General features: G+C 43.3%; 16 protein-coding genes. 5 read left to right on the forward strand and 11 right to left on the reverse strand.

Annotated features, from left to right (window positions below; translation table 11 throughout):
• Positions 1–3: 3 nt before the first annotated feature.
• Positions 4–879: an SDR family oxidoreductase gene (locus RS24_RS07000; protein WP_021777502.1), complete on the forward strand. Its 876-nt coding sequence runs from the start codon at positions 4–6 to the stop codon at positions 877–879.
• Positions 880–888: 9 nt separating this feature from the next.
• On the opposite strand, the gene RS24_RS07005 is transcribed toward RS24_RS07000, so the two are convergent.
• Positions 889–1,641, reverse strand: coding sequence for an SDR family NAD(P)-dependent oxidoreductase (locus RS24_RS07005; RefSeq protein ID WP_021777503.1), 753 nt, complete (start codon positions 1,639–1,641; stop codon positions 889–891).
• 131 nt (positions 1,642–1,772) lie between these two features.
• Positions 1,773–4,226 carry a TonB-dependent receptor gene (locus RS24_RS07010; protein WP_021777504.1) on the reverse strand — a complete coding sequence of 818 codons (2,454 nt, stop codon included), beginning with the start codon at positions 4,224–4,226 and terminating at the stop codon, positions 1,773–1,775.
• 283 nt (positions 4,227–4,509) lie between these two features.
• Between RS24_RS07010 and RS24_RS07015 the strand changes: the two genes are divergently transcribed.
• Both RS24_RS07015 and RS24_RS07020 read left to right on the forward strand, forming a co-directional pair.
• Positions 4,510–4,800 carry a putative quinol monooxygenase gene (locus RS24_RS07015; protein ID WP_021777505.1) on the forward strand — a complete coding sequence of 97 codons (291 nt, stop codon included), beginning with the start codon at positions 4,510–4,512 and terminating at the stop codon, positions 4,798–4,800.
• 11 nt (positions 4,801–4,811) lie between these two features.
• A complete protein-coding gene (locus RS24_RS07020; protein ID WP_021777506.1) occupies positions 4,812–5,129 on the forward strand; it encodes a putative quinol monooxygenase in 318 nt (105 codons plus the stop codon).
• Positions 5,130–5,169: 40 nt separating this feature from the next.
• On the opposite strand, the gene RS24_RS07025 is transcribed toward RS24_RS07020, so the two are convergent.
• From RS24_RS07025 to RS24_RS07040, 4 genes are read right to left on the reverse strand one after another with little or no spacing between them, the layout of a single operon-like run.
• Positions 5,170–5,691 (reverse strand): VOC family protein, encoded by a 522-nt coding sequence (locus RS24_RS07025; RefSeq protein WP_051295607.1) that lies wholly within the window; start codon positions 5,689–5,691, stop codon positions 5,170–5,172.
• A 41-nt stretch (positions 5,692–5,732) separates the two neighbouring features.
• Positions 5,733–7,112: an aromatic ring-hydroxylating oxygenase subunit alpha gene (locus tag RS24_RS07030; RefSeq protein WP_021777508.1), complete on the reverse strand. Its 1,380-nt coding sequence runs from the start codon at positions 7,110–7,112 to the stop codon at positions 5,733–5,735.
• Between the two features lies 1 nt (position 7,113).
• The gene (locus tag RS24_RS07035) at positions 7,114–7,875 is read right to left on the reverse strand and encodes an SDR family NAD(P)-dependent oxidoreductase (protein ID WP_021777509.1); all 762 of its coding nucleotides are present in this window, start codon (positions 7,873–7,875) and stop codon (positions 7,114–7,116) included.
• Positions 7,876–7,918: 43 nt separating this feature from the next.
• Entirely contained in the window at positions 7,919–8,695 is a 777-nt protein-coding gene (locus tag RS24_RS07040; RefSeq protein WP_021777510.1) for an SDR family oxidoreductase, read from the reverse strand.
• A 226-nt stretch (positions 8,696–8,921) separates the two neighbouring features.
• Here RS24_RS07040 and RS24_RS07045 point away from each other — a divergent pair, with 226 nt between their 5' ends.
• Both RS24_RS07045 and RS24_RS07050 read left to right on the forward strand, forming a co-directional pair.
• On the forward strand, positions 8,922–9,845 hold the full coding sequence (locus RS24_RS07045) for a glutathione S-transferase family protein (RefSeq protein WP_038300794.1): 924 nt from the start codon (positions 8,922–8,924) through the stop codon (positions 9,843–9,845).
• A 19-nt stretch (positions 9,846–9,864) separates the two neighbouring features.
• A complete protein-coding gene (locus RS24_RS07050) occupies positions 9,865–11,229 on the forward strand; it encodes an aromatic ring-hydroxylating oxygenase subunit alpha (protein WP_021777512.1) in 1,365 nt (454 codons plus the stop codon).
• 6 nt (positions 11,230–11,235) lie between these two features.
• Here the strand turns inward: RS24_RS07050 and RS24_RS07055 are convergent, their stop codons facing one another.
• The 5 genes from RS24_RS07055 to RS24_RS07075 form a co-directional block, all read right to left on the reverse strand.
• Positions 11,236–12,840: a class I adenylate-forming enzyme family protein gene (locus RS24_RS07055; protein WP_021777513.1), complete on the reverse strand. Its 1,605-nt coding sequence runs from the start codon at positions 12,838–12,840 to the stop codon at positions 11,236–11,238.
• Positions 12,841–12,856: 16 nt separating this feature from the next.
• Positions 12,857–14,038, reverse strand: coding sequence for a cytochrome P450 (locus RS24_RS07060; RefSeq protein ID WP_021777514.1), 1,182 nt, complete (start codon positions 14,036–14,038; stop codon positions 12,857–12,859).
• Positions 14,039–14,050: 12 nt separating this feature from the next.
• Positions 14,051–14,839 (reverse strand): SDR family NAD(P)-dependent oxidoreductase, encoded by a 789-nt coding sequence (locus RS24_RS07065; RefSeq protein ID WP_021777515.1) that lies wholly within the window; start codon positions 14,837–14,839, stop codon positions 14,051–14,053.
• A 225-nt stretch (positions 14,840–15,064) separates the two neighbouring features.
• Positions 15,065–16,825, reverse strand: coding sequence for a DUF3604 domain-containing protein (locus tag RS24_RS07070; RefSeq protein WP_021777516.1), 1,761 nt, complete (start codon positions 16,823–16,825; stop codon positions 15,065–15,067).
• Positions 16,826–16,910: 85 nt separating this feature from the next.
• Positions 16,911–19,211, reverse strand: a complete 2,301-nt coding sequence (locus RS24_RS07075; RefSeq protein WP_021777517.1) for a TonB-dependent receptor — start codon at positions 19,209–19,211, stop codon at positions 16,911–16,913.
• Between the last annotated feature and the right edge of the window lie 41 nt (positions 19,212–19,252).

The following is a 19,252-nucleotide window of genomic DNA, read 5'->3' on the forward strand; positions in this document are numbered from 1 at the left end:
CAAATGTCAGACAAAAACCAGCCCCTTCAGTCCTCTGAATATGGAGGCATGTCCATTGAGGAGCTCGCGACGGCCTCAACCGTCTACCGCGCAGATTTGCTCACGAGTCAGACGATTGTTATTTCCGGCGCAGGGACGGGTATGGGACGCGCTATGGCTTTTCTGGCAGCACGTTTGGGCGCCAATGTCGTGATTTGTGGGCGTCGCGAAGAGAAGCTTCAAGAAGTTAAAGACGGCATCAGGCAACATGTCGGACGCGATATTGAATATGCCCAAGTGAATATCCGTGACCCTGAAAATGTCGAAAACTTTATTACAGATATCTTTGATCGCCACGGCACCATTCACGCTTTGATAAACAGCGCGGGCGGGCAGTTCTCACAGGCTGCGATTGATTTCTCGCGAAAGGGCTGGCTGGCTGTCATTGACACCAATCTGAATGGCACATGGTGGATGATGCAGGAAGCCGCCAAAAAATGGTGCGACACCGGACAAGAAGGCAATATCATTAATATCGCTGCCTATGTGGAGCGCGGCATGCCACAATCCGCACATAGCTGTGCTGCGCGCGCAGGTGTGATTTATCTCTCGAAAACTGTTTCTACCGAATGGGCTGAACATAACATTCGTGTGAATTGTATTGCCCCCGGTGCGATTGAAACCGAAGGCGTGACACAGTATCCGCCAGAGGCACTGCAAGAATTTCACAGAGCTAATCCGATGAAACGATTTGGCGATGTCTGGGATGTGGCGGAGACAACAATTTATCTCGTCGCCCCCTCCTCAAAATTCGTTACCGGTGAAGTTATCACCGTTGATGGCGGGATGGCGCAACACGGCTGGGTGTGGCCTATGGGTAAACCGGAATATTTCAAATAGTCATAACCGCTAGAATTTTACAATCGCCCCACCATCGACATTCAAGCCAAGACCGGAAATAAACTGGCTTTCTTTCTGAGCCAGGAAAACTGCCGCATGGGCAACATCCTCCGGCTGACCCAGACGCCCGACAGGGGCTTTCTCAATCCAGTAATTACGGAAATCTTCATCCTCAAAATAAGGAGCTGACAAAGCTGTCACCACTGCGCCCGGCTGGAGATAATTCACAGTAATACCATATTGACCGAGATCGACAGCCATGGATTTTGTCATACCGGCAACAGCATGTTTCGACGTGCCATAAACAAAGAGATTTGGGCCACCCATATCAGACATGATGGAGCCGAGGTTGATAATACGTCCGGTATCGGATTTCTTTAATTCGGGCAGGGCAGCGCGTGTGATGCGAAACATTGAGGTCACGTTAATCGCCATGGTCTTTTCCCATAGCTCCTCGCCTTCTCCTTCGACACTATCCGGCCAGGAAATGCCGGCATTATTTACCAGGACATCAAACCCGCCCATCGCCGCTATTGCCGCCGATACGATATTTTGTGGCGCATCTGTTTCAGTAATATCTTGTTCCAGTGGCGTCACACCCTCAACATCTGTAAAATTTTGTGAGACCGCGCTATCGGGTAAATCCACAACCAATACTTGTGCCCCCTCGCGTGCATAAGCCAGCACAATGGCCTCACCAATGCCTGAAGCACCGCCCGTTACGATAGCTTTGCGACCTGATAATAATTGTCTGTCAGACATAGAACCCTCCTATAGTAAGCACTTAAAATTAGTCTATCTGTATGAACAGATTTTCATAGCTACTTTTCTTTACAGTATAAAAAAAGGCCGGCTTCAAAAGAAACCGGCCTTTAAATTTGTATAAACTAACTTTAGAAGTCGAACGTCATTTCAACACCAGCTGTACGTGGTGGGCCATATTGTGAGAACACCCACAATGTAGCAACCGGCTGTGATGAAACGCGGTAGCGCTCATCAGTAGCATTTTTTACAAATGCACGGACGCTGTAGTTATTGCTGTTGTCAATCAACGCATAGGACACATCAATCAGCGTTTTGCTTTCAAGAACAGTGTCATAAGCTTCACCGAGATCAGAGTAGTTATTGACTTGATCATCTTCGTGGAAGATTGTCATCACAGCTTGACCAGTAATATCACCATAGTCCTGCTCATAAGAGACTTGCAGAGCAGCCTGGACTTCAGGTGTTCTGGTCAATGGACGGTCGGAGAAGTCAACATCGATTGTGCCGTCAAAATTGGTGTCGGCCTCAAACTTGTCAAAATCACCATCCTGTAGTGATAAATTACCCTGAATTGTTAAACCCGGAACCTTGGCAGGTACAAAGGTAAACTCAGTTTCAATACCATTCACAGTAGCTTCAGCAGCGTTGAAGAAGCGTGTTTCCTGATCGTTCCCAAAAGTCGCTGCAATCTGACGCTGAGCATCTGTGTACTCGACATTAAATGCGGCGACATTTAAACGAAGCTGATTATCAAAGAGGTCCGATTTCAAACCAATTTCAATTGAGTCAGCATATTCAGGGTTAGTAGGTGCAATATTGGCCGCACTCAATGCAGCAACTGTGCCTGTTTGGTCGTTAAACGCACCTGACTTAAAGCCTCTGGCATATGTGATGTATGAGAATACATCGTCAGATACTTGATAAGATGCTGTGAAACGATAGCTATCTTCTTCCCAAGTTTGATCAGTCCCAAGAACACCAGCAGAATATGTCGTGAAGTCAGCAGCAGCCAAAGGTCCGCCAATTGTTGCAGCCGTCAAGTTAACATCAAACCCACCTGTAAGAGATTGAAAAGGTACTCGATTACGACCGATCCAAGCTTTATCTTCTTCTGTGTAACGGAAACCACCACTAAGTGAGAGTCTGTCGCTCACATCATAAGTGGCATCAATAAATACAGCCTGAGCTTCCTGCTGCTGAGCACTACAGAGTACAAGTGGCGTATTGTTATATGTACCAGGGAATGGAGGTGCACCACCAACATTTGCAAAGTAATCAAGGAAACCAAGTATTTGTGTCACACAGAAAGTTGTATCGTCTTCCTGCATAAATATACCAGTAACATATTCAAGATTACCCCCGAGATCAGAGGCGTAACGCAACTCATATTGGGTTGTTTCACGAACATCTGCTCGGTTTGCATCAAATAAGGAAAGTGTACCATTCACACCTGTATAAGTACTAGGTAGAAGTGAATCTTGTTCTCTTTTTCCAGCCATGAAGAACACATTACCTTTGTCCATAGCGTATTCAAGGTTGAGATAGAGACCATCAACATCAACTTGGTGACCCTGAGACATATTCAATAGATTATCATCTCTGTCAGTAGATGCCGCATTGTTCAAAGGATCACCTGGCTGAACTGGTGCATTAAAAATTCCTCCCGCCCATGCAAAACGAGTAAGCCCTGTTGCAGGGTCTATATCGGCAGGTGTATCATTTACTGATGGGACTGCATCTGAATTGTCTCGAATAATTTCATATTGTAGTAAAGCAGTAAGTTTGTCGGTTGCTTCGTAAAGAACTTTGAAACGCCCAGAGAAAACATCTTCACCACCCAGATCACGACCGTCACCGGTTGAACCATCAGCAGGTGGGAATGAACTGAATAATAGTGTATTTGGATCAATTGCAGGGGCATCCATCAAAAGCCCTCCGGCTTTATAATAACCATCAGACTCTGCAAAAAGACCGGAAGCACGAATAGCAATTTTATCGGTTATTGGTAAATTAACTGCAGCACGAATTTCTTGGCGGCCAAAATCAGCAAGGAGAACATTAAATTTGGCATTTGCTTCATCTAAATCTGGACGCTTAGTTCTAAGTGTAACCATACCCGCTGTTGTATTTTTACCAAATAGTGTACCCTGAGGACCGCGTAACACTTCAACCTGCTCAATGTCAAAGACATCTAGAAGTTGTGTCTGAACATGCGGGACGATAAAGTCATCAATCGCGACACCAACTTGTGGGTCTGAATAAACAATAATATCTGTTTGACCAGCACCGCGCATTGAGAAACCTGCAGCATTGAATCCAGTAATTTTAGCAGCTGAAAAGTTTGGTGCTAACACAGCAACATCACCAATATCTCTAGCAATTAGTGAATTCACATCTTCAGCCTGAATAGCTGAAACTGCAATTGGCGTTGACTGCAGATTTGTTTCACGTTTAGACGCACGCACAATGACCTCATCAATCTGTGCGAAAGCACCAGATGAAACAAAGACGGACATGCCAACGAAAAATGATGTCAGAAGACGTGGTGATTTAGCACCGAGTATTTTCTGAACAAGTAGCATTTCTTCCTCCAAAAAAGGTTTTATCGGAATATGAAAATACACACCCCAAATATTAATTAAATAAAAGACCTACGACCGATTATCATACGAAGCGATAAGTCTGGACTATAGCCTATGACAAAATCTAACCTCTAAGTCCTCTGTTTTAAATAGTTTTATGTCCTGACAGAGTTGTTGAAATCTTTAGTTGTAATTTTACAACAGTTGTCGCCTTGCTCTATTTAACTTATCGTGTGACGAGGATGTTGTCTAAAATATACATAGGTATTTCGGAGGGTTTATCATGGCACACACATTTATCGCGCGCATGAAGGTTTTTCCTGACAAGGTAGATCAATTTATCGACACATGCGAGCGCATGGAAAAGGCCGTCGCCGAACATGAACCAAACTGTCTGATGTACAAGTTTTTCCGCCTAAGAGAAGAAAACAGCTTTGCCGTCATCGAAAGTTTCAAAACTGAAGCGGATGATCAGGCACATCAGGAAACTGAACATTTTAAAGAAATCGCAGCTGATATGATTCCCTGTCTCGACGGAGGCTATGAGCGCGAATACCTTGATCCGCTTACTTGATAGGAAAAGACATGACAGCCTTTCTTGCTAAACTTGTAATTGACCCCGCCAAACGGGAGAAATTTGAAAACGCACAAACTGAATTGCGCGACCTTACCTATGCTCATGAGCCTGAAACCCCTGTTTACGAGCTTATCAAGTCGCGCGATGACCCGAACACTTATTACTGCGTCGCCACTTTCACGGATGAATCAGCCTTTGAGTATCACATGGCGACTGACTTTCACGACCGTATTGTTCCAGATATTGTTGATTGTCTGGCGGAGGAAATGGATTTGAGTTTCTACGATATTATCGGCGACCCGAAAAAGGGCCTCAGCCGACCTTAAGTCACTGTACCCGACGAATATCACTATTTAATATTTAATTTTAAAAAAGCTCTGCAGCACTGCGGATAGGATTAGAGCCATCCCAGTTCTCTGCTGCTTTGCGAAGATTGCTGAAATAATTATTGATAAAGGGTTGGTTTTCTAGCACCTCAACCATGCATCCCATTTTGCTTGACGTATCGACATAACAAAAATCCATCGGCCCCATAGCGCCGTTAAAGGCAATCTCAAAACCCATATCGGTGTAACGCGCCACTTCCTTTTCATAATCCTCCGCAATAATACCAACATGGTGGAAGCCTTCCTCACCCGCCGCGAACATATCGCGGTAGCATGACGGGCTATCACAATTTTGCTGAATAAATTCAACGTGAATATCGCCCGTCTGACAGACCGCAACACTGAAATCCACCTCTTGCGGCTTACCTCTATAATGTGGATCGGTAATATTAATATCTTCCAGCAAGAAAAACGGGCCGATACCAAAAGTCTCCTGCCAGTCCTTGGCGGTTTCACGAATATCGCGGACAACATAGGCCATCTGAATGATTGTATGATTCATTAGCGGCTGGGGAAACATGGTGAGACCTTACCTTTTCTAGACTACTGTTTCTTGGTTTTTCTAGACGCTGTTTTTTTGCCTGAGGCAGCCTTCTTTGTAGCGTCAGGGTTCAAATATTTTTCCAGCGTATCGTGGAAATGACGAATCCGCAGTTCCTGATCGCCAATCCAAAGACCTTCATATCCTTCGCTCTGCATACCCTTTTGCACAAAGGGAAGGTTATAAGCATCTTGATTGATCACCAGCCCAAGAGAGACTTCACCATATTTATATTGCTTGTGAATCGGGCGGCGATATTCTTCCTCGTCAAATTCCGCATCCGGCAATTCATACATATAATAATCGAACAGCATCTTATTCGGATCTTCAGGATGAGGACGCTGACGGAATAACATCAAATCATCCGCATGCACATTCATAGTGATATTCGGGAAAATCATATAATGATAATCATCTGTAAGCTGATCATCGTTCAAAGCTGAATAATCCTTACCCTGCGCCGGGCCATTTTCTCTCTTAAATTGCTGTACTGCGTGGCGAATATCGTGAACGGACCCTTCATATGAGGCGGGATCCATGCCCGCATCTTTCATCACCACCTTAATCGCTGGTGGAATTTCACCTGGCGCAACTACGCGAGGACTCAGCACACCAAAGGCAATCAGATACCGATTGTGACGCTCATAGCAGTCAATCTGAATATCAAGGTCATCAAGGTAATATAGTAATTGCTTATGAATGCCTTGAACATGGTAGCTTTCATTGAAAGCATCAACTGATGCCTTCCAATTACAATCCCACTCAACCGTGAGTGCTTTGGTCAACACCATGCGCTCAAAATGATACGGGTTGAGATGCTCCGGAATAATACCGAGATAATCCAATAACGGTTCGACATCCTGATTAAGACTGAACCAGACAAATGACCCCCAGCTATCGCATGGGAGTTCAGTCAAACCACCACAGGGCGGCGCACCTTGCGGGAACGTCTCGAGGTCAGGAATATCCATAAAGCTGCCATTAATGGCATATTCCCAATCGTGATATTTACACTTGAAAGACGTCGCCGCTTCCAGCGGTTTTTCAAAACTGTGAACAAGACGATTACCCCTGTGATGACAGACATTATAAAATGCCTTCACAGAGTTATCTTTCTGGCGAACCAACAAAATTGACTCATTACCAATCTCAGTCACATAGTGGTCGCCGGGTTCGGGCAAATCCTCATCCCGACAAGCCATAAGCCAGACTTTGCTCCACATATGCTCCCATTCTTGGGCCATATAATCTGGGCTGACATAGCGCTCTTTTGGAATGAGCGCCGAGCCGAGAGCAGGTTTTGGTGCAACCTCAACCGGCGTGCCATATTTGCCTTGCTTCTTGGTAGTACGCTGAATTTTTTGCTGACGACGAACTTTCATTTTAGAGCTGCACCCTTTTCGTGTAGCCGCCATCAACGACCAAATTAACACCTGTTACCCAGCTTGCGGCCTGGCTTGAGAGAAAGACAACGCAATTTGCGACTTCTTCTGGTGTGCCAAGACGTCCTAAGGCATGGGTTTTTTCCGTGATACCGTAGAATTTCTCATTTGAGATTTTAATCATATCCCACGCACCACCATCAAAATAAATGGGGCCGGGGGATACAACATTCACACGCACACCATTTTCACCATGCGCTTGTGATAATTGCTTAGCATAGGTAATAAGCGACGCTTTCATCGCATTATAAGGTTGTGGCTCCATGAAAGTCTCAACGGCAGCTGTTGTACCAATCATGGTTATCGCGCCACCAGTCTCTTCCATAAGTGGCAAAACAGCTTCAACACCGCGAACGGTTCCAAGAACATCCACCTCAAAGTTTTTCCACCAATTACGTTCGCTATCATTACCGCCACCGGCAGAAACATTCGGGATAAAAACATCAACGCCGCCAAGCTCTTCAGCCATATCAGCGACCCATTTTTCGTAATCTTCTTTTTCTTTAATGTTACACGGCGCACCGACAATGCGTCCTTCAGCCATCAGGCTCATTTCCTTAACGGCTTGTTTAACGCTTTCCTCCGTCCGCGAACAAATAGCAACATTAGCGCCTTCAGCCGCAAACAGGTTGGCAATCCGCCGGCCAATACCAGCCGTTGAGCCAGTAATGAGAACGTTTTTATCTCTTAATCCCAAATCCATATTTTTTCCTATCCTAGTTATCCTTTAGCAGGACATTTATTAACTATTGCACAATATCCGCAGGGCGAGCGAGAAGACCATTATCGACGATAAATTCACTACCTGTTAGGAAACGGGCATCATCTGAAGCTAAAAAGACCACCATTCGTGCCACATCCTCTGGACACCCAAGAGACTCCTGCGGAAGTATACCATCCTTCGGAATTTCCATCGGTGCTTCATCGCCGCGCCCTTGCACAGTTTGCACCATCGGCGTTTCAATCCCACTCGCATGAATTGAAACACATCTGACAGGTAGATTTGTCATCTGGCAATGTATCGCCATAGATTTTGTCATGGAACGCACCGCACCTTTGGCAGCAGAATAAGCAAAGAAGGGGGGGTAACCAAGATGTGAGGCAGTAGACGACATGTTAATGATGGAGCCATTTTTACTCTTTTTAAGCAAAGGGAGTGCCGATTGCATACCTAGAAAAACACCATCATTCATAATCGCATTTGTTTTCTTGAAATCTTCGTAAGTACAACTTTCAGGATCAGCGACAATCACAATACCGGCATTATTTACCAGCACATCCAAACCACCAAACTTTTCTTCAACAGTCGCAATGGCTGACGCCCATTCTTCGGGGCTACTGACATCAAGCTTAGCAAAAGCGGCATTCTCTCCAAGCGCATCGGCAGCTTTTTGCCCAGCCTCTACATTGATATCCGTAAGCAGAACGCGTGCACCTTCTTCAATGAGCATAGTTGCATCTGCAAGACCAAGCCCCATTGCCGCGCCGGTTACCAACGCGATTTTACCTTCCACTCGACCCATATTCATCTCCCTTAAAGATACTATTCAGACTGTAATTTTATTTAGCATAGCTCAAAATTTCGATAAGCCTAAACAGTGCAAATCGCCACAGATGCGTTATTTTTGCACAATAGATAGTTGCTGAGAACATATATTTTTCTATAGTTTTGAGGAGTTTACCCATATGAAAATATGGTTATAGCAATGTCTGAAGGCGCTTCATCATCGAACACGAAAGAACGAGATATTGACTGATTTTATTTTGCACCATCATGATCCGTCCCCATATGGCGAAAAAATTCGCAAACTTTTTGGAGTGAAAGGCATGGCCTGGAAATCTGTTCAAGTATCCATGGTGATGCCCCGACCCGATATGACTGCCCTTACCGGCGGCTACCGACGTATACCCGTCATGCAAATTGGGGGGGATGTTTTTTGCGATACGCTCATCATAGCCCGCATTATTGATATGTTGCACCCTTCGCCGTCGGTATTTCAATCCGGTCTAATGGCTAATCTCGCAATTCAACAATGGAGTGATATGATGTTCCGTCCCGGTGCAGCTTTGTCGCTGTACGAAAATGCAGAATATCTGCCTGATGATGTCGTCACTGACCGAGCTGCCTATTTCACTTTTCTTGATTTTGAAAATTTTGCAGAAGATGCACCACATTTTCGCAGTCAGTTTATTACTTTTGCCAGCCAGCTTAATCACCAGCTTGCGGACGGACGCGCATTTCTGTTCGGCGATAATGCAGAATGGGGGGATATTAATGCCTATATGAATATCTGGATGGCTGGGGGAAACATCCCCTCCAGCGAGGACTTTCTGGCTAAATTTCCCCATATTTCAGGATGGTATGACCGCATGGATAAGTTTGGATGTGGCGAACGTACCGATATCGGGTCGTCTGATGCCCTAGAAATTGCGGTTAAAGCACAAAATAATGCGGGTGGTTTCCGTCTCGGCACACATAAAGAGGACATGTCTGGATGTCAGCCGGGTGACCCTGTGACAATCCAACCTGATGATTATGGCATTGTCCCTGTTGCAGGATTTCTTGAAATGGCCAATGATGAAGAAATAATTATACGTCGCACACAAATTGATGTCGGGGAAATATATTTGCATTTCCCCCGCAAAGGTTTCCGTATCGAGAAGAGTGCATAGTTTATTTTGGGAGATTGGAATGTCTGAAAAGTTAGATGTGAAATGGCCAATGGATTTAGGCGCACCCCCCGGAACGCTTGAGGCAAAAATGCCCCGCCCGGATGATATTGGGGCCGATATACCTGACCCGCAGCGATATTTCAGCCGTGACTATATGCAACAAGAATGGGAACGGCTCTGGCCGAAAGTCTGGTTATTGGCAGGTGTCACGCCGGATCTCAAAGAGCCGGGTGATTTTATTACCCATCGCCACGGGCATGAAGAGTTTCTACTCGTCCGCCACGAAGACAATAAAATCCGAGCCTTTTACAATGTCTGCCCACATCGTGGCAAACGTGTCTGCCAAGTTGAGCAAGGCAATGTGCCTAAATTTTCCTGCCCGTTTCACGGCTGGCAATTCCACACAGATGGTGCGCTTGCATCTATCACAGATGAAGAAACCTATGATGCTGATTTAATCGCACATCGTCCTGGCCTTACTGAAATTCGTTGCGAAACAATTGGCGGTCTGATTTTCATCAATATGGACGGCAATGCGCCGCCCCTCAGGGAGTGGATTGGCCTGCCGAAGGGATATATTGAAAATTACGAAATCGATAAAATGAATGTCATACGCCATGTGCGCACAGAATGGATGGCTAATTGGAAGACTGGCGTGGATGCGTTTTATGAGTCCTACCACCTGCCGCATATTCACCCTCAAACACAAGGCGTTATGGAAGATTTTGTGCAAGTAGATCTTTATCCGAATGGTTTTAGCCGAATGATTGTGCCGATTGGAGTTAAATCCCACCGGGTGGCAGATCAGGAAACAATTGATCCCTATCAAACCTTCATGATGATGGAAGCAGGCATTGATCCCGAGAACTTTAAGGGCTCAGCTCAGGATGTGCGTGTCGCTATTCAAAAAGCTAAACGCGAACGTGGTGAAAAGTTCGGTCTCGATTTCTATGATAATCTGACAGACGGGCAACTCACCGATAGCTGGGCTACTGGCTTTTTTCCGAATGTTCAAATCGGCATGCACCCTGAGGGCGTCTTCCTGATGCGATTTGTGCCGCATGCCACTGACCCTGAAAGATTTTATTACGACACAATGACCATGTTCCGTTATGTTGATGACCCCGGTTACACTGTACCCGGCTGGATGGGTCTTCCTGAAGGCATGGATGTGACCGGCGCAATTCGCCCTGAGATTGAACATTTCAGCGCCGATATGGAGGCTGATCTTGGAGAGGTGCTTAATCAAGATGTGGATTTGATTGCCAGCGTCCAGCAGGGTGTTAAATCACGCGGATTTAACGGCCCGCTCTGGTGTGAGCAGGAAGACCGTATCCGTCACTTACATCGTGAAATTGATCGCTACATTAAACAGGAAATCTAAGTTGGGTTACGGAGAATATTTTTCTCCAAGGTCAAATGATTTCAACTTAAACTTCTGAATTTTCGTCGCTGACATCGGCCATTCGTTAACAAATACGACATATCTTGGAATTTTAAAATTGGATATTTGACCTTTACAATAGTCAATGATGTCCTGAGAAGAAACGTTTGCACCTGGCACCGCTTCAATGAAAACAGCTGCAACTTCGTCATATCGTTCATCTTCAATACCGACAACCTGTGAGAGAATAACACTAGGGTGAGTATTGATGTGAGACTCTATTTCAAGTGCGGCAACATTTTCGCCACCAATCTTTAACATGTCTTTCCAACGACCGAGATACGATAAATAGCCATCTTCATCTAGCGCACCTAAATCACCAGAACGATACCACCCATCATCAGTCATGGCATTCTGAGTTGCCTCTTCATCTTTATAATATCCTTCAAAAAGGGAATATCCACGTATTTGTATTTCACCTTTTTGATTTGCACCAAGCACCTCACTAGGGTTTTCAGGGTTCGAAATTCTAACTTCAATTCCTGGAAATGGCTTGCCACATGTGTTCAAACGCTTCTCCAAACTATCATCGACATCTCCATAACAAATAACGCCGCCGGCCTCTGTCATTCCAAAAGCAGAAACACCAACTCCGTGTTCGAAAGACTTATCATAAATTTCAAGAGTAGAAATTGGCGCAACATTATTGACGAGCCGAACAGAAGATAACGCCGCACCATCAAATTTTGGATGATTAATTATTTCATTTGTTAGTGTAGGGAATGCAATAAACCCAATTGTGATTTCGTCATTTATAAAAGTCTCAACAGCCTCATCAGCGCTGAAATACCTTGTTGCATACAAAGATGACATTGAACATATGGATGCTGTTAATGGTAAGATTGCCGACATATGGAAAAACGGTAAGGGGTCATACATTCGATCTTCTTCCGTCATCTGCCATCGCTCAACTTGTGCAAATCCATTACCAACAACCGACCTGTGTGATAGGCAGCATGCTTTTGGATTAGCCGTCGTCCCAGAAGTAAACATTATAAAGGCAATATCGTCACTTTTAATAATAGGCGGGTTGAAATTGCCTTTATTTAAATTTGAAAGAAATGATGTATCTGAAATATCTGAATTTGGTGGATTCTCAACAATATAAATTTTTTCCAGAACCGGGGCATCTGATAAATTTTGACTATTTTGGGTATCGTCCAAGTCAGAAAAAGCTTCATTCAATGTATTTAAAAAATTGGTTTCTTGCGCTGCACTTGTGAAAAGAAACCTAACATCACCATGGGATAGCACATACTTGAGTTCAGCTACTTTATATCTGTTATTGATTGTAACTGGAATACATCCAGCTAACATCGCACCATAAAAGATTTCTAAATATTCAATTCCGTTTGGTAAGAGAATGCCAACTTTATCTCCATTTTGTGCACCTAGATTAGTTAAGCACTCAGCTCTTTTTAAAGCCCCCTGATAAAGATCAGAAAAACTGCATTTAACCCCATCCATACTGAGACAAAGCCCGCCTGGGTTTTTTTCTGCTGCATGTTTTAGCAAGTCTATTAGTGTTGGATTATCTGATCTTGATAGCATTACAAACCTTAAAAATTTATGAACATTTAATGCTAAGGGACTTAAACCCCCTCATAACATTGCCTGGTTGACGTTCAAAATCTCCTGCGAGTTCAATTTTTTCATATCTATCTAAAAGGATATTAGCAAAAATTTCACCCTCAAGACGTGCCAATCTCGCGCCTAAGCATTGATGATGACCATAGCCAAAAGCCAGATGCTGATTAAGATTGTCCCGGTTTAAATTAAAATCCTCGGGACACTCAAAAACATCTGGATCGTGATTTCCTGCGCCAAGTGAAAACATCACCCGGTCATTTTGTAAAATAAATTTATCATCAATTGACATATCATCCTTAACAGTTCGGCAAATATTTTGAACTGGGCTCTCTAGACGCAGAGACTCCTCCAGAGCCGGTTTCAATAAGGTTCTGTCGGATTGCAAACTTTCAAACAAACCCGATATCGTACAAATTTGGTAAATAAAATTACTGAGAAAATTTGCGGTTGTTTCATGTCCAGCAGCCAAAAAGAAAACCCCGTTGGCTACAACTTCTTCGCGAGAAAGTCTCTCTCCATCTACCTCAGCGAAAACTATCTCAGTCATAAGATCACTGCCTGGATTTTTTTCTTTTTCTTCAGCCTTTAACCGAATGAAACGCGCCATTTCTATAAGTGCGTTTCTCTGTTCTTCTGAAATGTTTGTTCCCAACCTCTCAACTAATGCAGCTGACCAACGTTGGAAATCTTCCCGTCTATCGTCTGAAAATCCGAGCATACGACATATAACAGCAGCGGGCGCTGGGTAACAAACATGGTGAACAATATCAAAAGACTGTTCAGAATTATCGCATGCAATGTTGTCAAAATGCTCAACAAAAATTTTGCTTATTTCATCTTCCCAAGATTGAATAGCCTTAGGCGAAAACGACTTATACAGAAAAGCTTTCATTTTTGCATGACGTGGTGGATCAGTTCGGTTGATATCAGGGTACGTCCCCTCAGAGAATCTTCCTGCAGGGTCTACACCGTGCCGCGCATCAAAAACCTGATCATTTTTTAATGATTGAATATCATTATGATGGGTCAGGACATAATTGTCATAGCGTGGCTCTTGGTAAACACGCCCACTTTCCCTGATTTCTTTGTAAGCAGGGAAAGGGCAATCTGAAACCTCTTCAGTGAACAAATCTATATCTGATAAATTTTTACCTTTCATGTACACCTACCATTACCTAGCTGTGTAACCACCGTCTACAGGAATAACGGCGCCTGTCATCCAATTAGAATCTTCTGAAAAAAGAAAAGCTGACATATTTGAAACATCCATTTCCTGTCCAAGTCGGCGAAGGGGATAACGACTAGCCGTCTGAGATAAGCTCTCATCAACTGTAATATCACTTTTAGCGGCTTCAAGTCTCTGTTTGTAAGTTTCTCGAACAAGTTCAGTCTCAATCGTGCCGGGTGCTATCGCGTTTATTCTGATATTATATTCCCCATAATCAGAAGCCATTTGACGAGTAATTGCTGCAATTGCCCCTTTTGCGGCTGTATAGGCAACTAATTTTGGGAAACCATTCAGTGCACAAATAGAAGATTGAAACACAATATTACCTGATTTTTGAGCAATAAAATGCGGTATCACATGTTTCGCACACAACCATTTGCCAGTTAAAGAAACTTTAATGAGACGATCCCAATCTTCCAAAGAAGTCTCATGGGCTGCGCCGGTACCTGCAATACCAGCATTTGCTAACAATCCATCAATCCCATTATAGGTTTTTTCAGCCTCTGTAACCATCGCAATGATTTCAGTTTCTGAGCACATATCAGCCTGATGGTGAGATGCAACTCCGCCTCGGGAAGTGATTATATCTGAAGTTTCTTTGACGGTTTCAGGATTAACGTCAACACAAAAGACCTGCGCATCTTCTTCCGCTAATTTAATTGCTGAAGCCCTACCAAGACCTGAACCAGCACCAGTTACAATAATTGATTTTTTATTCAGCCTACCTGTCATGAAGATTTTCCATGTAATTTATTTTTATCTAATTTTTAATTAGAAGTTAAAAATCCTATATTTTCAATTATATACATCAAAACTTATATGCAAATAATCATCCTATAAGTTATTCTTATAGACGTATTTGGCCTTCAAATTATTTAATGAATTGAACATTTACGAATTTAACAAATTAACTTTCCTATAATAAAATTTAAAAAACCAATTCAAACATTTTGAATTTTATTTCCGATTGGGTTCAAACCAAATTGGAGAGGAATAGGCTCTTTCACGAATTAAAGTTGGTATTTCCGGATCTAATGAAACATCATATCTTTCTTGATCATAAGTTGACCACCGCTTAGTAGGAACTTCCAGGACTCTGGCATAATAAAAAGCCTCTTGATCAATCTTAAAATCCTTGTCAACCCAAATACCAACAAAAGTATCTAGGCCTTTACCATCAGCAGACTCCATTACAGTGAAAACTTTTTCCCCAATCTGTCCGTCTTCATCAACCCATCCCTTAATTATTTGAAATTTATCAATTTTGCTGCCTTTTGGATCTTTAGATATTTTGAAAACAAAACGAGGTTTCGCCTCACTATTTAGATTGGTAAAACTCCCCCCCATAGGAACCCCGTCTTCATATGCAGTTTTGTTAAAAAATTCTGGAGCTTCTAAGTCCTCACTTGCATAGTTCCAACCTCCAAAAAATTTAAGTAAAATTCTAGGTCCAGAGGTTGCGTATACCTCTCTTCTTTTCAAGGCATCAAAAATTGCTTCTCTGGTATTTTCCTTGGCCCAAACTGCAGTATACCCAGAAGCTGATAATCTCCAATTATCCCATAACCTGTCTCCCAAACTAGAGCTGGTTCTTTCTTCACTAGGAAGTGAGTCAACAAATTTTCCATAAAAGTTTTCATCGTCGGATGTGCTCAAAGCATTATGCGTATCGGTTCCCCCAACTAAACCAAATTTAAACGGGTTGGTGCCATATTTGTTTGATAAGACCAAACCGTTTTTTAATGCGGCGCGGGCATACTCTCCCTGAAGCATTTTTTTGTCTTTTGGTTCCATCCGAAGGTTACCCTGATCCCAAGTTTCAAAATCTGCATACTCATCTGTCGGAGAAAGATATGGATGGGCTTCAGCATCGCCTTTTACTTGGGTCACCTCGTAAAGAGGTTCCCATTTTTGTCTTTTTGCTGAATATGAAGCATCAAAATCACTTCCATCAACACGTTTATCAGAGAACATTACGCCATTGGAAACATTGCCATTATGAGGAATGGCAATTACCTGACCTCCAGTTGACTGCTCGTATTTCCCCATGAATTTCCATAAATCCTCTGGGTCAGGACTATCTAAGGCCGAGAAGGGAAGCATTTTTTGAGCCTTGGACATTCCATCCCTGTAAACGACGACTCGATGCAAATTGTCTCCATTAATCATTGACGTCCACTCAAATCCAATCAATGCTGAAAAAACACCCGGCTCATTATATCTTTCTGCAAAGTCTAATAATTTTGACCAAGCGCTCTTATTAAAATCCTCTGGCAGTAACTCAATATCTTTTTGTCTTTCAATCATTTGAACATATTCGCGTGAAATAGGCGCTTGGGTTCCTGATTGAAAATAATTCAGCCATCTCTGACCCAGAGCAGAATTCTTTAATTTTGGGTCATCCCGCTCTAGTCCCAAAAATAATCCTAGGTATTCTGCGTGATCAGAAACCAATAAAAAATCTAGTGGGGTACTTAATTGAGCCAGCTCACCATTTGGCGCCTTTACAGGTAACCCCTTGGCAAACTCATATGCCTTATCTGGGCCAAGAGCGGTATTACCAAAAGAATATGCATCAAATGAAAAATTACTATGAACATGTAAGTCACCCCAAAGGAGTACTTTTTCATAATCATTTTTACCCTCAGCTAATAAATCTTGCGGGTAAAAGATAAGTGTCAATAAAAGAGAATAAACAAATAAAGAAAAACTTTTCATTTAAAACCCTCGTGGTGACATGTGTTTATAAAAAAACGGGCCGAATAATTATATCCGGCCCGTAAATTTACAGAAACTAACTCAATTAGAATGAGTAGGCTGCCTTAACTCCATACGTCGATGGTGTGCCACCCCATGTCAATCTGGTTAGTGCATTATCTAGAGCAAAGTCGTGATATTCTTCGTCAGTAATGTTTTTACCAAATAGAGTGAGCTTCAGGCCATCACTATCACGCGTGTATGAAACACTGGCATCTAGCAGTCCATATGACTCAGTCGCAATTGCCGCAGTTCCTGTGGCATCATTAGTGAAATCATCAGTAAAGGCATATGAAACTCTGAAATCGAGCTCTGAGCCACTTGCCATTGGGACATTGTAGCTTGCGGCCACAGTATAGGTTAACTCTGGCACTCTTTCGAAATCCAACGCAGCTGCAGCAGCGGGATCAGTTACTGGATCGTAACCTGGTGTGCCGTCAGCATCAAAACCAGAGAAACTGTCATAACCTGCATCTGTGTAACCTAGCGCCCCCTCGAGAACTAAACTATCTGTAACGAAGGCTTTAGTCTCGATTTCAATACCCTCAATCGTTGCCTCTGCAGCGTTGATAAGTCTCTGGATGTTACCAGTGTCACAACCTGGAGTGCCGAGTTGACATGGCTCGAGTGCTAATTTTTGAATGTCATCATATTTAGCAGAGAAGACAGCGACATTCAAAAGCAGTTTGTCATCGTTTAGTAATGACTTGAAACCTAATTCAAAACTCTCGACTGTTTCAGGACCAGGGCGGCTATTTAAGAAAGAGTCAGTAGTGCGAGCACGAGCATCAAAGGAACCACTACGGAAACCTTCGGTGTAACTTGCATATACATTAACATCATCATTAACGAAATAAGTCAGAGCAACCTTCGGTGTGGTGTCGTCAAATTTACCACCATTAGTTAAACCGGCGTTAGCACCTTGGCATCCTGTAAAGTCAGTATTGCATGAGCCTATGGCGTTAAAGAGGACATCTTTCTCCTCCTCTGTATAACGTGCGCCAACTGTTAACTTGAGCTGATCTGTCATCATATAATCAAGCTCAGCAAATATACCCATTGTCTCATGTTCAAGTTCTGTTGCGCCAGATATATCAAGTGAGCCAATTAGACGCCTTTCGCCAACAAAGAATTCTTGATCAAAAGTACTTACACCGACCACATAACTTAATTTATCTGAAACGTTTGCAGCATACCTTAGTTCCATGGTGGTCTGTTCCTGCTCCTCATGGTTATCAGGGAAGTGGAAAATAGTAAACGGAGTTCCGTCAAAGTCTGTGCTTGAGTCGTAAGTCAGCTCTCTGTAAGAGGCTATACCCGTCAATTTACCATTCTGAGTTTGATAATTGAACTCTGCAATAAATGTATCCGTTTCAAGGTCATTGCCACCCATTAAGTTGTGATTAATCTCATAGGGATCACTAGGAGGTGTATAACCAAATAATTGAGAAAGTCTTGGGGCGGCGGTTGGGTGAACGAAATTTCTACTATTAGCTGTGCCGCTCTTATCTCTTAAGAACTCAGCCATTAGAGTTATATCCAAGTTATCACTAGGCGTAAAATAGAGCATTGGGCGGACGATAGTTAAGTCAACGTCAGGCTTAGTTCCTGAGGGACCTTCCCCTGCAAGAGTAACTGCAGCTCCACCACGAAATGTTGTTGACGCTACAGAAGGAACAATTGTCCCTCCGTTATTATCTTCCCAGTAACCATCACGGCTCCGGCTCATAAATGCAACTTTGGCAGATACCTTGCCTTCAACCAGCGGACCTTCAATACTTGCGGATACATCAAGTCGGTCATAATCACCAGCAACTATGTTAACTTTACCACCAAATTCACCTGTTGGTCGGGCTGTTCTTACAACTATCGCGCCACCAGTAACATTTCTACCAAGCAGAGTACCTTGAGGGCCTCTCAAAATCTCTACAGACTCTCTGTCAAACATATCAAGGTTTGCACCGACTGGGAAACCAAGATAGACACCATCGACGATGACACCGACTGATGGATCAAGAGATCTTGTAGTACCACTTACCCCGATACCTCTGATTAGAAAATTAGGTGTGGATGCAAAAGTAGCGGATGGGTGAAGCGTAGCGTTTGGAGCTAATCTGCCAACATCTGTAAGATCAATCGAGTCTGTAGCCTCAATTAAATCAGCATTCACTGCTGTGACACTAGTCGCGATATCCTGAACGGAAATCCCCGCGGCACGTTTCTGTGAGGTGACAACAATTTCATCAATTGCTTGAGCCTTAGCCTCACTATACATTGCTCCGGCAAACGCAGTCATTAAAACTGATGCGGATACCAGAACCTTTTTTAATGGTAATTTAGTTATCATTTTCCCCTCCGAAATAAATTACTTACCTAAAAATATTTAAC

The organism is Candidatus Micropelagos thuwalensis, from assembly GCF_000469155.1.
GTDB lineage: Bacteria > Pseudomonadota > Alphaproteobacteria > RS24 > RS24 > Micropelagius > Micropelagius thuwalensis.